This is a genomic window from Yoonia sp. GPGPB17, assembly GCF_037892195.1.
Taxonomy (GTDB): Bacteria; Pseudomonadota; Alphaproteobacteria; order Rhodobacterales; family Rhodobacteraceae; genus Yoonia.
Genome location: NZ_JATACI010000002.1, coordinates 134,160 through 148,757 on the forward strand (window position 1 = coordinate 134,160; position 14,598 = coordinate 148,757).

A 14,598-nucleotide genomic window follows, 5' to 3' on the forward strand; every position below is an offset into this window, starting at 1 on the left:
ACCCCGCTGGACTACCCGGCGGGGTTTTCATTTGTGGCTAAGCCTTTTCATTGCTGGGCCGTTAGGGCTAACATCCGCTAACAAGGAGACGGCTATGAAACCACTTCGATGGGGCATCTTGGGTGCTGCAAACTTTGCTAAACAGCATATGGCCCCCGCTATCCACGCCGCAAAGGGCGCAGAGTTGGTGGCCTTGGCCACATCAAATGCGGGGAAAGCCGCAGATTTCCAAGCTTTTGCGCCGCAATTGCGTATACATGACAGCTATGATGCACTGTTGGCCGACGCTGAAGTTGATGTAGTTTATGTTCCGCTGCCCAACCATTTGCATGTCGCATGGTCACTGAAGGCCATGGCCGCAGGCAAGCATGTGCTGTGCGAAAAGCCGATGACCCTGAAAGCCGATGAGTTCGATCAGTTGATCGCTGCGCGCGATCAATCGAACTTACTGGCGGCCGAGGCCTATATGATTGTGCATCATCCGCAGTTCCATCGGGCCAGGGAATTGGTGCAGGGTAACGCCATTGGCAAATTGGTCCATGTTGATGCGACGTTCAGCTTTTTCAACGATGATATCACAAATATCCGCAATAAGCCTGAGGCGGGTGGCGGCGGTTTACGCGACATCGGGGTCTATACTTTCGGTGCGGCGCGTTTCGTGACGGGAGAGGAGCCAGAGGCGGTGCCCTATGCCAAGCTGCGTCGCGAAAACGATGTGGATGTTTTTGCCCAGGTTGCCGCTGATTTTCCGGGATTCAGCTATTCCGCCGTTGTTTCAATGCGCATGTTCCCGCGACAATCCATCACCTTTCATGGTGAAAAGGGGGTGCTGACCCTTACCTGCCCATTCAACGCAAATGTGTTTGATGCAGCGACCCTCACGTTAGAAAACGAGGCACAGACTGTTGTGACTGAGCGTTGGACCGGGGTGAATCAATACGTTCTACAGGTGGAAAACTTTTGCGGTTCGGTCCAAACTGGTGCCGCATACCAATGTACGCTTGAATTTTCGCGCGGCACGCAGCACATGATAGACATGATTTTTGCAGCAGACGGATATTCTGCGTAGGAGAAAATGATGGGACAGGATCAAGACCACTCCGACATTGATGTTGAGACAGACTACGAGAATATCTGGCTCCGCCTGTTGAATATGGTGATCATCGCTTTCCTGATGAGTATGGCCAGTACTCTATTGGGTTTGATGACCGTCGCGCAGTTCCTGATCATGGTGTTCAATAAGCGCGAACCGAATGAGCAACTGGCCGAGATGGGTACAACGATGGGTGTCTGGATGGCCAAAGCCGCGCGGTATCAGACCGCCGCAAGTGAAGTGAAGCCGTGGCCTTGGACAGAGTTGGACTAACCGCCCAGATTTAACCTGAGTATGTTTTGTGGCCCCGCATCACCGTAGGGCCATTCCTTGCCCGTATCGCCAAACCCACCGGCCAGATACACCTTACGCGCACGTGGGTTCTGCAAGTTCACGGTTAAGAAAACCGCCGTCGCATGTGGGTAGTGATCCGAAAGATAGCTCTGCAGTTGTTTGCAACAGGCAGTCGCGATGCCGCGGCCCTGCATCTGCTGATCAATCAGGAACGTCCGCAGGCCTGGTGTGTCAGGCCGCGCAAACGCGTATGCGCGGTGATAGCCATTGTCGATCCGAAACATGCCGACAACCTGCCCGTTGAGCAGGATCACATGGATATCCAGGTCGGGTTCCGGATTGTCGATCACCTCAAACGGTTGGCCTGAAAACATGACCTGATCATCTGTCACACGAACGTCGCGCAGGGCCCCGGTCAGTTCAGGCGTGAGCGGCGAAAGTGTGACCTTGTCGGTCACTCTTCCATCGCTTCCAATTCGTCGATCATGCCGCTGATCATTGACAACCCCTTGTCCCAGAACTTGGGATCAGACGCGTCAAGCCCGAATGGTGCCAGCAATTCCTTGTGATGCTTCGATCCGCCAGCGCGCAGCATGTCGAAGTATTTCTCGCGGAAGTCGGAATCACCCTCGGCATAGACTGCATAGAGCGCGTTCACGAGGCCATCGCCAAAGGCGTAAGCATAGACGTAGAAGGGTGAATGCACAAAGTGCGGGATATAGGCCCAGAAGGTCTCATATCCGTCGGCAAAATCGAAGACAGGACCAAGGCTTTCGGCCTGCACCGACATCCAGAGAGCGTTGATGTCGTTCGGTGTCAATTCACCTTCGGCGCGAGCGGCATGGAGTTTGCATTCGAAGTCGTAGAAGGCGATTTGGCGGACCACCGTGTTGATCATGTCCTCGACCTTGAAGCGAGCAGGATCTTGCGTTCTTCTTTGGTCTGCGCCCCGTCCAGCAGTTTCTGGAAGGTCAGCATCTCGCCAAAGACAGAGGCTGTTTCCGCAAGAGTCAGCGGGGTGGACGAGAGCAACTCACCTTGTTCGGCAGCCAGCACCTGATGCACGCCGTGCCCCAATTCATGCGCCAAGGTCATGACATCACGCGGTTTTCCCAGATAGTTCAGCATCACGTAGGGGTGTACAGGCGTCACCGTGGGGTGAGCAAAGGCGCCTGGCGCCTTGCCCGGCTTCACAGCGGCGTCGATCCAGCCATCCGTGAAAAACGGCTTGGCGATCTCGGCCATTTTGGGATCAAACTCGGCATAAGCTTGCATGACTGTATCGGTCGCCTCATCCCAATTGACGATCTTGTCGCTTTCCATTGGCAAAGGCGCATTCCGGTCCCAGACTTGCATCCGATCCAGCCCCATCCATTTGGCTTTCAGCGCGTAATAGCGATGGGACAGCCGCGGGTAGGCCGCGACAACAGCGTTGCGCAAGGCCTCGACGACTTCGGCCTCAACGTGGTTCGACAGGTGCCGCCCGGTTTGGGGCGTGGGCATCTTGCGCCAGCGATCTTCGATCTCTTTTTCCTTGGCGAGCGTATTGTGGACGCGCGAGAAGATCTTGATGTTTTCCTCAAAAACAGCAGCGAGCGCATGGGTCGCGGCCTCGCGTTTGCTGCGGTCTTGTTCCGTGAGCAGATTGAGTGTGGCTTCGAGGTTGAGGGTCGCGCCATCAACCGTGAATTCCAGGCCAGCCATGGTTTCATCGAACAAACGGTTCCACGCGGCTGACCCAACAGTCGACTGATCATGCAGAAACTTTTCCAGCTCGTCTGACAACTGGTGGGGCTTCATTGCGCGCATGCGGTCAAAGACGGGTTTGTAACGCGCGAGATCTGCATTGATGGCAAGGAGGCCGTTGAGATGGTCATCTTCGAGCCGGTTGAACTCGAGCCCGTAAAACACCAATGGTGTGGTATAGGCGGTGATCTTGTCCTGGCAGTCCGCCATGAACTTGGCGCGGTCACTGTCGGTAGTGCATTGGTAGTACCGCAGACCGGCAAAGGACATGATCCGCCCTGCAATGACGTCGATGTGTTCGTAGCGTTTGACGGCGCCCAGCAGACCAGCGGCATCCAATTCAGCAAGTTTGCCTTCGAACGTCGCAGCGAAATCTGCACACTCTTTTTCAAGCCATGCCATGTCCTGGGTGATTTCGGGACCATCAGTGGTTGGGTAAAGATCGCTCAGGTCCCATTCGGGTAGATTTCCAAGGTCCTTTCCGCCGCTGGTGTTGGCATCAAAGACGGGCTGAGGATGTTGCATCGGGGGACCTTTCATCAAATGTTATGAAGAACATAGGTGGGGTTGCCACTGGTGAAAAGCCCGTCAGCCATAGGTTGCCAACAACTCTTTGAGATCGTCTAAAGTATTGGCTTCGTCCACCGGCTTGTCCCGACGCCAGCGTAGCATGCGGGGGAACCGCAAGGCCACGCCTGATTTGTGACGCTGGCTGGCTTGGATGCCTTCAAAAGCAATCTCAAAGACGAGCTCGGGCGGGACCTGCCGGACCGGGCCAAAGCGCTGGAGCGTGTTCTTGCGGACCCAAGCGGTGATTTCGCGGAACTCCTTGTCGGTCAGGCCGGAATAGGCCTTGGTGAAAGGCACCAGATCGTTGCCGTTACGCACCGCGAATGTGTAGTCGGTAAACAGGTTCGCACGCCGCCCATGCCCGGCTTGCGCGTAGATCATCACGGCGTCGATGGTCAGCGGATCGATCTTCCACTTCCACCAATCGCCACGTTTGCGCCCTGACAGGTAGGGGCTGTCCAGCCGTTTGAGCATCAGACCCTCGGCGTTGAGGCTGCGGGATTCGTCACGTGCGGCGCTCAGATCGTCCCATGTCTGGAAGGGCACGGAGGCCGAGAGGCGGAGCGGGGCTGTATGTGGGACCTCTTTGATGAGTGATTGGAGCTTTTCGCGGCGTTCTTTCAACGCGGTCTCGCGCATGTCCTTGCCTTGGTGTTCTAGAAGGTCATAGGCCATCAAGATCACTGGGGCCTCGGTGAGCAGTTTCTTGGGCACGGTCTTACGCCCGATCCGTTTTTGCAGCGCGTTGAATGACAGCGGTTTGTCATCTGCAAAAGCCAGCACCTCGCCATCGATCACCGTGCCGTCCGGCAGGTAATCGCGCAGCTGTCCGAATTCGGGGAAGCGGTCGGTCATCAGGTCTTCGCCGCGCGACCACAGGTGGTGCTCAGCCCCGCGCACAATCAACTGCCCGCGGATGCCGTCCCATTTGCGTTCGGCATTCCAGTCGGTGATGGGGCCGAGGTCGTCGAAACTGTCGAGTTGGTAGGCCAGATAGAAAGGGTAGGGGCGCGATAGGTCGGCGGTGGGGTCGTCGGCCTCGATCAGCGTTTCCCACGTCGTGGTGTCCGGGGTCCAGCTGCCCATCAGCTTGTGGGTCAGTTGTGGTTCGGGTTGGCCTGTTGCTTGTGCCAGCGCGCGGGTGATCAGTTTTGCGCTAACGCCGATCCGAAAACCGCCGGTGAGCAGTTTGGTGAACAGGAAACGCTCGGTGCTGGGCAGGCTGTTCCATGCGTCCAGAATACCTGCTTTGCGATCTTCGTCTTCCAACGCGGAAAGCGACTTGATGTAGGTGATCCAGTGGGTGAGCGTTTGATCTTCGCTGTCGGTCGCGGGTGGTAGCACCAGCGCAATCGTTTCGGCCAGATCACCGACCATGCTATAGCTTTCCTCGAACAGCCAATCGGGCAGTCCTGCGACCTCTGCCGCCCATTCGCGCAGCCGCGTGGCAGTGATTGTTCTCTTTGGCCTGCGTCCCGTAAACAAGGCGATTGTCCAAAGACGATCTTCCGGGTTGGCGGTTTGAAAGTAATCGGCCAGCGCTGCGACCTTTACGGAGGTTTTGGTGCTTTCGTCGATGCGGGTGAAGAGCGTGGCGAAATCTTTCATGTCTCGGGCTCATCCGCTTGGTCGAACCCTTCACCGTGATAGTCGGTGCTGACGATATGGGCATCATAACCTTGGCTGCTCAGCCATTTCTGGAAGGCAGAGGTGTAGCCGTGGGTGGCGAAGATTTTGGTGGCGCCTGTCGCTTTGATCGCATCGTTCAATCCTTCCCAATCCGCATGATCCGATACAATGAACCCCCGATCCGCTGCGCGTCTGCGGCGGACACCGCGCAAGGCCATCCAGCCGCTGGCGAGGGCGGTTGATGCTGGCCCAAACCGCCGCGCCCATGTGGTGCCGAACGCGCTGGGTGTGGCAAGGACCAACGCGCCGGGGTGGGTTTTGTGGGAGACATCTGCGGTGACCAGGGTCGTTTCAGGGAGGGCGAAACCTTGTTCGCGCAGGACGGCATTGGTGTTTTCGATGGCGCCATGTGTCAGGATTGGGCCGATGTCGGGGTTCACGGTTTTCAGCAGGCGCTGGGCTTTTCCGAGGGCATAGGCGCCTAAAATAGATGTGCGTCCGGCGGCAGCGTTTGCGGCCCACCAGTCATTGATTTGCCGGGTCAGGATATCTTCGGGCGTCCATTTGAAGATAGGCAGGCCAAAGGTGCACTCGGTGATGAAGGCGTGGCATTTGACCGGTTCAAACGGTTCAGACAGGCCGTCTGCGACGGTCTTATAGTCGCCCGAAACAACCCAGACCTCGCCTTTCACCTCAACCCTGATCTGGGCCGACCCGGGAACGTGGCCTGCGGGGTGGAACGAGACTTGCGCACCGCCGATCTGGATCACTTCGCCGTAATTGACAGCGTCCAATGTGATCTCACCCAACCGGTGCTGCATCACCGGCGCGGTTCCTGTGGTCGCCATATAACGCCCCATCCCCGGGCGCGCATGGTCGCTATGTCCATGGGTGACCAGCGCGCGATCCACTGGTTTCCACGGATCAATGTAGAAATCGCCTGCAGGGCAGTAGATCCCCTGATCAGTAAAAGTCAGAACGTTGGCCATGGTCTGACTATAGAGCGCTATGCCCAGACGCCAATGGGGGTGGGTTTCGCCCCTCTTAAGGTGTAACAGCGCAGGGCGAGCATGACTAAAAGAGGTGGCCGATGGCCCTTGATCCAGCGCTGATCCTAGAGACTTATGAGGCAATCAAACCTGCGACCATGCGCACGCCAACGGTCCATGCCGCCCGGCTGTCGTTGCATCTGGGTATTGATCTCTACCTCAAGCTGGAGAACTTGCAGCACACCAATGCCTTTAAGGCACGCGGCGCTCTGGCGAAACTGCTGACACTGAGTGATGCAGAGCGCGCCGCCGGGGTGATCGCTTGTAGTGCGGGCAATCACGCACAGGGTGTGGCCTATCATGCCAGCCGGTTGGGCATTCCTGCCGTTATTGTGATGCCGGAGGCGACGCCCTTCAATAAGGTCAAGCGGACCAAGGATTTCGGGGCAGACGTCGTGCTACACGGCAACGGTTTTGACGAAAGTGTACAGTTCACGCTCGATATGGCGGCGGAAAAGGGGATGACATTTGTCCACCCTTTCGATGATCCGGTTGTGGCGGCAGGGCAGGGCACCGTAGCGCTGGAAATGCTGGAACAAGTACCTGATCTGGATGTGATTGTGGTGCCGGTTGGCGGGGGTGGCCTGATCGCGGGAATGGTTGTGGCGGCAAAATCGTTAAAACCGAAGGTGCAGGTGATTGGGGCGCAGGCGGCTAATTTCGATGCGGTGAAGGCGCAGTTTGATCAGGTCGGCACAAACTTTGGCGGATTCACCTTGGCCGAAGGGATTGCGGTGCGTGCGCCTGCACCGGCCAACCTTGCCGTGATCAAGACGCATGTGGACCGGGTTGAGACCGCGACAGAGGCTGAGATTGAAGCCGCGGTGTTTGACCTGTTGTCTTACGAAAAAATCGTGGCAGAAGGGGCTGCTGGCGCGGGCCTTGCGATTATCGAAAAGCATGCAAAAGACTTGCAGGGTAAGAAAGTTGGTCTGGTCATCTGCGGCGGCAACATTGATTCACGCCTGCTTTCAACGCTGATTCTACGTGGGCTCGTCCGCGATGGTCGTATCACGCGCCTGACGTTTGAAATTGATGATACGCCCGGCCAGCTCTCGGATATCTCGCGGATTATTGGAGGGGCGGGCGCCAATGTGATCGAGGTAATCCACCAGAGGATGATGCAATCCGTGTCATTGAAACAAGCCGAGCTGGAGATTGTGATCGAGGCCCGCGATCAGCAACATGTGGCGGACACAGTTGGTCAGTTACGCAGCGCGGGATTCAAAGTGCGTGCCGATAGCGAACTGGGCTAAGCCGCCTGCGCCAACTGCGCCTCAAAGAACGCGGCCGTTTCGTCGAAGATCATATTGCGCATCTCCGGCGTATCCATCAGCATCTCATGCTTGCCGTCTTTGATGACGCGCAGCACGCCATCAGGCCAATCTTTCATGCGGGCGCGAATGCGGAAAGGATCGACGATAGCCTCTTCAGTACCCAGATACGTCAGGCAGGGAACGCGCGGAGCGGGCAGTGTGCTAAGCCGGTGCATTTCGCGCAGAGACGTGTTGAGCCACCGCAACGAAGGGCCACCAAGGCCAAGATCGGGGTGCCGACGCAACTGATCACCGAACATCGCCCACATGGCGGGGTCGTTGGTCAGGGTATTCTCTTCAAAACTGGCGCGTAAGGCATAGCCTTCTTCAAACTGGCCGGGGGCGATGGATTGATCGAAGCCCAAAGGTTTGCTGACCGTCGAAAGCCCCCATGCAAGGGGGCGCAGTGCGGCAGCCATTTGCACGCCCCACATCGGCGCCGAGAACATGACGCCCTGCACGTCGAGCCCTTCATGTAAGGATCGCAGTCCGATGCAGCCGCCCATGGAATGCGCGAGCATGAAATAAGGGCGGGGCAAGCCCACCTCTTGCGCGTAAGCCATGGTCGCTGCCACGTCGTGTTGGTAGTCGGCAAAGTCGCCAACATGGCCAATGGCTCGGTTCGGGGTCATCCGGTCAGCGATACCTTGCCCGCGCCAGTCGATCGCCAGACTTGCAAAACCACGGTCCTGAAACGCTTGCGCGGCTATTCCGTATTTTTCGACAAACTCTGTGCGGCCCGGAAAGATCAGAATGGTGCCTTTGGCGTTCGCCAGATTCCAATGGCCCACGCGAATACGCAGCCCATCAGATGTCGTCAGCCAATGGGCAGCCCCGCCTGCAGGCCCGCCTGCGATCTCTTCAAAAAGGGGGGCTGCTTGCATGATCAGGACAATACGCCGGAAAGCTTCATGGCCTGGCCCATGTCGCCGTCCACTTTAAGCTTACCAGTCATGAAAGCGGTGGTTGGGTTCATCTCGCCGTCGAGGATCGCTTTGAAAACATCCGTCGACGCGGTCAGTGTGACATCTGCGTCGTCATCGCTGGCGCGCGCACCGTCACTGTCGATGATGATGCTGCCTTCATCTTCGATTGCAAATTTTGCAGTACCGTCAAAGCCTGCGCCATCCATCTTGTCATTCAGTTGGGCGACAGCTTCTGTCACAACATCACTCATTTTTTCGTCCTCTATCTTTGATGTGACTGCGCGGCTCTGGTGTTGTCCGCACAGTGCGCTACATTACCGTTATGGGTATGCAGACACATCGCTTCAAATGTATCGTTACGGCACTTTGTTTTGCAGTCGGGTTTTCCTTACCGGTCTACGCGCAGCAAACGACGTTGGATGAACTTTATCAAGAGCTGGCTGACGCAGACGAGAGCACATATGCGCGCATTGAAGGGCAGATTATTGCGCAATGGGAAAAAAGCGGCTCTGCCGCGATGGATCTGTTGTTGCGCCGTGGCAAAGAGGCACTGGAAGATGGTCAGCCGGATGCAGCGGTGGAGCATTTCACGGCTTTGGTCGATCATGCGCCGGATTTTGCCGAAGGGTATTACGGGCGCGCCTCGTCTTATTATTTGTTGGGTTTGACGGGTCCTGCGCTGGATGACATCCGTCAGGCCTTAACGATCAATCCCCGCCATTTCGAGGCGATGCGCGGCTTGGCCATTATCATGGAGGAACTGGAGCGCCCCGATGACGCGCTGGAACTCTATGAGATGATCTTGATCATGAACCCAAACTCTCAAGAGGTGCTGGGCGCAGTGGACCGTTTGAATTTGCAGCTAGAGGGGCAGGCGCTCTAGGCGTTTGGCCCCCTGAGTTTCGGGGAATGATATGATGGGTTCCCGGATCGCGGCCGTGCTTGGGCCGACAAACACCGGCAAGACGCACTATGCGATTGAGCGGATGCTGTCATACCGGACCGGCGTGATTGGCCTGCCGCTGCGGTTACTTGCGCGCGAGGTTTATGACCGGATTGTCGCCGTGCGCGGCCCGGGTGTTGTTGCATTGGTCACAGGGGAAGAGCGGATCGTGCCACCGCGCGCGGCATACTGGGTCTGCACGGTCGAGGCGATGCCGGAAGGCATGGGGTGCGATTTTCTGGCAGTAGATGAGATTCAGCTTTGTGGCGATCTTGAGCGAGGCCATGTCTTTACCGACCGCTTGCTGAATGCCCGAGGATTGCATGAGACGCTGTTTCTGGGTGCTGAAACGATGCGCGATGCGATTTCCGCCATGGTGCCTGATGCGCATTTCATGCGGCGCGAGCGGATGTCGCAATTAACCTACTCTGGTTCAAAAAAGATAAGCAAAATGCCTGCTCGGTCTGCAATTGTGGGTTTTTCGGTTGAAAATGTCTATGCGATAGCAGAGCTGCTGCGCCGGACAAAAGGGGGGCTGCTGTCGTCATGGGCGCGTTATCACCCCGCACGCGCAATGCGCAGGTCGAGATGTATCAGAATGGTGATGTCGATTATCTAGTGGCGACGGACGCCATCGGGATGGGCCTCAATCTTGATATCAGCCATGTCGCGTTTTCGTCGCTGACCAAATTTGATGGCCGCCGGATGCGTCATTTGCAGCCCGAAGAACTGGCACAGATTGCCGGGCGCGCCGGGCGGCATGTTGAGAACGGCACGTTCGGTGTGACGGGTGAAGCGCCGCCTTTGGATGAGGGTGTGGCGCAGGCAATTTGCGATCACCGGTTTCAGTCCGTCAAAAAATTGCAGTGGCGCAACAGCCGTTTGCAGTTTGGTTCTGTCAAACGCCTGATCGCCACTCTCGAAGAACGCACAGACGACTTTTGGCTGACGCGGGTTCGCGAAAGCGATGACCTTGCCGCGCTCAAGGCGCTGGCGATGGACGACGAGGTGGCGGCGCGCGCGAGCGATGGACCGTCGATCAAACTGCTATGGGATGTCTGCCGCATTCCCGATTTCCGGGGCATCAGCAAGGGCGAACATGCCGGTCTACTCACACATATCTACAATGATCTGCATCAGCTTGGGCATGTGTCCGCCAATTGGTTCGGGTTGCAGGTCCGGCGCATTGACCGCACCGACGGCGACATTGATACGCTCTCCAAGCGGCTGGCATATATTCGGACGTGGACGTACGTTGCGCAACGCAACGGATGGTTGCATGACGAATCCCATTGGCGGAATGAGACGCGCGCTGTAGAAGATCGACTATCAGATGCGCTGCATGGTGCATTGACGCAAAGATTTGTGGACCGGCGGACCAGTATTCTGCTTCGCTTAGCTCAAGCAGAAGGAGAGCCTTTTGGCTGACGTAAATGAAAAGGGTGAAGTCACCGTCGAAGGCGAATTCGTTGGGCGGCTGGAAGGTTTCCGATTTCGGATGGATAAGGCGGGCAGCCCCGACGAGGCTAAGACGCTACGCCAGGCATCGGTGCAGGCATTGGTGCCGCAGTTTCATTTACTGGCGGATCGGTTCTACAACGCACCTGACCCCGAAATTGACTTTACCGAACAAGGTGGCCTGATGTGGGGCGATCAGGCCGTTGGCAAACTTGTCAAAGGTGATGATCCCTTCAAGCCGGGTGTCGAAGCCTTTGTCGATGACGAGGCCGGTGCTGATGTCGCCGCCAAAGTGCAGCGCCGCTTGCAGCATTTCATCGACCGCAAAATTGCCGCCGGGTTTGAGCCGCTGTTAGGGTTGAAAAATGATGAGACGCTGACAGGCTCTGCAAAGGGTTTTGCGTTCCGCATGGCAGAAGGTTTTGGTATTATCCCTCGTGGTGAAGTGGCTGATGAAGTGAAAGCACTTGATCAGGACGCCCGCGGCGCGCTGCGCAAACACGGGGTTCGCTTTGGGCAATTCACCATTTTTATGCCGCTGTTGCTGAAACCTGCGCCGACGCGTTTGCGCCTGGTGCTTTGGTCTTTGTCCAAGGATTTGGGCGAGTTTCCCGAAAGCCCGCCGCCGGGCCTGGTAACTGTGCCTACCGTGAAAGGCGCGGCTGTCGGGTATTATGCAATGGCTGGATACCGCGCAGCAGGCGAACGCGCTGTCCGTATTGATATGCTGGAGCGTTTGGCCGACATGCTGCGCGACAAGGACAGCCGCGGTGGCTTTGAGGCAAACCCGGACATGTTGTCGATCACGGGTATGACGTTGGAGCAGTTTGCCGATCTTATGGCCGGGCTTGGCTATAAGGCCGAGAAGGGTGAGCGCGAGAAGGTGAAAGCCATCTCAACGGATGCCGTGGCTGACGCATCTGATGCCAAGGCCGAAGTACCCGACGCAACGCCAGACGAAGTTCCGGTGCAAGCACCTGCTGAGGTCGTTACACCAACGGACGAGGCACCCGCAGAAACAACACTCGAAGCACCGGATACCGGCCCCGAGATGGAAGTTTTCTACACCTTTACCTGGGGTGGTCGAGCGCCCCGCCCGGCACGCCCACAGGGCGATGCGCGCGCCCGTGGGAAAGGCAAACCAAAGAACAAGGGCAAGCACCACAGTGGCGGTAACAAGCCACAAACATTCCAGTCCAAGCCAAAGCGTGAAAAGCAAATCGATCCGGACAATCCATTTGCCGCCGCCTTGGCGGGCTTCAAAAAGGATTGACCGACCCCCGTCCGACCATCCGGCTGGATAAATGGCTCTGGCATGCGCGGTTCTTCAAATCGCGCAGTTTGGCTGCGGGCGTGGTGACTGGCGGCAAGGTGCGTGTAGACAGCCAACCGGTCAGCAAACCCTCCCGGGCCGTTGGGCCGGGCAATGTGCTGACGTTCATTCAGGCCAATGACACAAAGGTTGTGCGCATACTCGCCTGTGGCCAACGGCGTGGTAGAAGCGCCCGAAGCGCAGGCGCTTTATGAAGATCTCACACCGGCACCAAAAGAACGCCCGGTCGCCGCCAAAGGCGCGAACCCGCGCTATGAAAAAGGTGGACGTCCAACCAAGAAAGATCGTCGGGACATGGGGTTAGACTAGAGGCGCCCGAAGGGTTGGGAGATTGGCCATGCCGCGCTCCGGCACGGCATTCGGCTTTCCCAGTGAGACAATCCTCTTTGTGGCATCTTTCACTTATCAAGAACCGCGAAGAAGATTTGTCGGCCAGACGAACAAACGCGTCGATTATGGGTTAACAGCGTTAAGGGCAATGCGATTGCCTTCACTATCCTCAATCTCGGCGACAGTTCCGCCCGCACCAATATCTTTTTTGGGGTAGAGAACTCGGGCGCCCTCGGCTTTTGCCAGTTCAAGCACCTTGTCAATATCGTCTACGTCAAAGTACAGAAGACAGCCGTTTTGCGAGGGCTTGTACGCATCGCCTTTCGCCAATGCTCCGCTTGCGCCAGGCTGATCGTCCGCTCGGGGGAAAAAAGCCATCTCATATCCATCAATGAATTGGCGATCAAATACGATATTGAAAACGCGCCCGTAGAAAGAAATTGCGCGATCCAAATCCACGACCGGTATCTCAAAGTGGTAGATTGGATTGTTCATTTTTTCTCCTTGTATGCTTCTCTGGCGTTGTGCCCCACCAGCACAAGTGCCGCTAGCTGACGGTCCCAAAGGCGATCCCGGCTAACACTGCACCGGACACCCCCAGCCCGATATAGGCTGCAAACACCCGTGCCTTGACCAATGACCAAACAGCCGCCATTGCAGGGATTGAACTGACAGCGCCAGAGATCATGAAGGCCATGGCGGCCCCGTTGCTCATGCCTTGTTCGATAAGTCCGGCGAGCAAGGGCGGGGCGACATAGGAGTTGAGGTAGGCGGGCATACCGACAAGTGCTGCGATTCCGATGGGCAGGACGCCTTCGCCACCAACAACGCCTGCGATCAACTCGGCTGGGACATAGGTGACCAGCAGTGCTTCGAGCGCATAGGCCAACGCCAGCCATTTGATGAGAAAGGCCGCGTTTTGCATGAATTCCCGACCAAAGACAGTGCGGCGTGCCGGTTCGTGCCAGAATGCCCAGACCGGTTTGCCATCAAACGGGTTTGGTCCGCAGCCGCAGCCTTTAACCTTTTGTGGTTTAAGTGGATCGGAGAATAGGCCTGCACGCGTCATCGCTTTGATGGCAAATCCGCCCGCCAGTCCCAGTGCCACCGCGGCGACGGCTTTGCCGATAGCGAAGGGCCAGCCAAGTGCGGCCGCCGTTATCAGCAGTGTCGGTGGGTCGATCAGCGGGGAGGACAACCAAAACGCCATGACAGCGGCAAGCGGCGCGCCAAGCGCCAATAGGCCTGCGATGAATGGGATAACCTCGCACGAACAGAACGGGGCGAGACCACCAAACAGGGCAGCAAGAACGATCATCCGGTTCTCGCGCCCTTGAAAGGCTTTTGCGATCATCGCTTCAGCACCGGCGGCCTTGAGCCCTGCGATAAGCAGGACGGCGAAGACGATGTAGGGCAACGTGTTCAGCAGGGCACTGACGGCGAAGGAAATGATCGGGACAAGATTGGTAGGGTCAAGTAGGGCAACCACTACCGGTACAAGGAATGTAACGGTCCAAGGTGTTGCAAGGTATGACCGTGCGCGGTCGTTGAATGATGGGGCATGGCCAGTCGCATCGGTCATTTTGTGGTCTCCATATCGGTGCAGCATTCTTCGAGGATGAAGGCAGCGAGGCTTTGCAAATGGTCAAAGTTTGCGCGATTGGTGATCGTGCGCCCCTGCTTGTCAGCACGCACAAGACCGGCGCTCGCCAAAAATTTCAGGTGATGTGCAAGCGTTGATGCTGGAATACCGGTCCGTTGTTGAATTTCACCAACAAGCATCCCGTCTTCACCGGCTTTGACAAGCGTCTGGAGCACCTCCATGCGCGGTTCTGAGCCCATAGCAGAGAATCCCTGAGTAGCAGTGACGATGTCCATTTTCGTGTATCCCATATTATTCGATATTTCTAG

Annotated in this window: 12 protein-coding genes and 3 pseudogenes; 6 read left to right on the top strand and 9 right to left on the bottom strand. The window is 57.0% G+C overall.

The genetic code is table 11. From position 1 onward, the window contains the following. The first annotated feature begins 94 nt into the window (after positions 1 to 94). Together QTO30_RS00995 and QTO30_RS01000 are read left to right on the top strand one after the other, a co-directional pair. Complete coding sequence (locus QTO30_RS00995) at positions 95 to 1,069, top strand: Gfo/Idh/MocA family protein (RefSeq protein ID WP_340421894.1); 975 nt, start codon at positions 95 to 97, stop codon at positions 1,067 to 1,069. A 6-nt stretch (positions 1,070 to 1,075) separates the two neighbouring features. After that, on the top strand, positions 1,076 to 1,366 hold the full coding sequence (locus QTO30_RS01000) for a DUF4389 domain-containing protein (protein WP_340421895.1): 291 nt from the start codon (positions 1,076 to 1,078) through the stop codon (positions 1,364 to 1,366). On the opposite strand, the gene QTO30_RS01005 is transcribed toward QTO30_RS01000, so the two are convergent. The 4 genes and pseudogenes from QTO30_RS01005 to QTO30_RS01020 all read right to left on the bottom strand — a co-directional run bounded on the left by QTO30_RS01005 (position 1,363) and on the right by QTO30_RS01020 (position 6,321). After that, on the bottom strand, positions 1,363 to 1,845 hold the full coding sequence (locus QTO30_RS01005; protein WP_340421896.1) for a GNAT family N-acetyltransferase: 483 nt from the start codon (positions 1,843 to 1,845) through the stop codon (positions 1,363 to 1,365). The genes QTO30_RS01000 and QTO30_RS01005 overlap by 4 nt on opposite strands. Further along, positions 1,842 to 3,658, bottom strand: a pseudogene (locus tag QTO30_RS01010) (M3 family oligoendopeptidase). Before QTO30_RS01010 ends, QTO30_RS01005 begins: the two are co-directional and overlap by 4 nt. Positions 3,659 to 3,721: 63 nt before the next feature. Further along, positions 3,722 to 5,311 carry an ATP-dependent DNA ligase gene (locus tag QTO30_RS01015; protein WP_340421898.1) on the bottom strand — a complete coding sequence of 530 codons (1,590 nt, stop codon included), beginning with the start codon at positions 5,309 to 5,311 and terminating at the stop codon, positions 3,722 to 3,724. Next, entirely contained in the window at positions 5,308 to 6,321 is a 1,014-nt protein-coding gene (locus QTO30_RS01020; protein ID WP_340421900.1) for a ligase-associated DNA damage response exonuclease, read from the bottom strand. Before QTO30_RS01020 ends, QTO30_RS01015 begins: the two co-directional genes overlap by 4 nt. Before the next feature lie 101 nt (positions 6,322 to 6,422). Between QTO30_RS01020 and QTO30_RS01025 the strand changes: the two genes are divergently transcribed. Next, positions 6,423 to 7,637, top strand: a complete 1,215-nt coding sequence (locus tag QTO30_RS01025; protein ID WP_340421902.1) for a threonine ammonia-lyase — start codon at positions 6,423 to 6,425, stop codon at positions 7,635 to 7,637. Here QTO30_RS01025 and QTO30_RS01030 read toward each other — a convergent pair. Both QTO30_RS01030 and QTO30_RS01035 read right to left on the bottom strand, forming a co-directional pair. Continuing rightward, positions 7,634 to 8,581 (bottom strand): alpha/beta hydrolase, encoded by a 948-nt coding sequence (locus QTO30_RS01030; protein ID WP_340421904.1) that lies wholly within the window; start codon positions 8,579 to 8,581, stop codon positions 7,634 to 7,636. The genes QTO30_RS01025 and QTO30_RS01030 overlap by 4 nt on opposite strands. Positions 8,582 to 8,583: 2 nt before the next feature. After that, a complete protein-coding gene (locus tag QTO30_RS01035; protein ID WP_340421905.1) occupies positions 8,584 to 8,874 on the bottom strand; it encodes an SCP2 sterol-binding domain-containing protein in 291 nt (96 codons plus the stop codon). Between the two features lie 53 nt (positions 8,875 to 8,927). On the opposite strand from QTO30_RS01035, the gene QTO30_RS01040 reads away from it, so the two are divergent. The 3 genes and pseudogenes from QTO30_RS01040 (at position 8,928) to QTO30_RS01050 (ending at position 12,666) form a co-directional block, all read left to right on the top strand. Then, positions 8,928 to 9,506: a tetratricopeptide repeat protein gene (locus QTO30_RS01040; protein WP_340421906.1), complete on the top strand. Its 579-nt coding sequence runs from the start codon at positions 8,928 to 8,930 to the stop codon at positions 9,504 to 9,506. A 31-nt stretch (positions 9,507 to 9,537) separates the two neighbouring features. Beyond that, positions 9,538 to 12,297 (top strand): annotated as a pseudogene (locus tag QTO30_RS01045) (helicase-related protein). Further along, a pseudogene (locus tag QTO30_RS01050) lies at positions 12,294 to 12,666 on the top strand (RNA-binding S4 domain-containing protein). Before QTO30_RS01045 ends, QTO30_RS01050 begins: the two co-directional pseudogenes overlap by 4 nt. A gap of 144 nt (positions 12,667 to 12,810) precedes the next feature. Here the strand turns inward: QTO30_RS01050 and QTO30_RS01055 are convergent. The 3 genes from QTO30_RS01055 to QTO30_RS01065 are packed head-to-tail and all read right to left on the bottom strand — an operon-like array spanning position 12,811 to position 14,565. Continuing rightward, on the bottom strand, positions 12,811 to 13,182 hold the full coding sequence (locus QTO30_RS01055) for a VOC family protein (RefSeq protein WP_340421907.1): 372 nt from the start codon (positions 13,180 to 13,182) through the stop codon (positions 12,811 to 12,813). 52 nt (positions 13,183 to 13,234) lie between these two features. Continuing rightward, positions 13,235 to 14,269, bottom strand: coding sequence for a permease (locus QTO30_RS01060; RefSeq protein WP_340421909.1), 1,035 nt, complete (start codon positions 14,267 to 14,269; stop codon positions 13,235 to 13,237). Next, positions 14,266 to 14,565: an ArsR/SmtB family transcription factor gene (locus tag QTO30_RS01065; RefSeq protein ID WP_340421911.1), complete on the bottom strand. Its 300-nt coding sequence runs from the start codon at positions 14,563 to 14,565 to the stop codon at positions 14,266 to 14,268. Before QTO30_RS01065 ends, QTO30_RS01060 begins: the two co-directional genes overlap by 4 nt. Positions 14,566 to 14,598 lie beyond the last annotated feature (33 nt).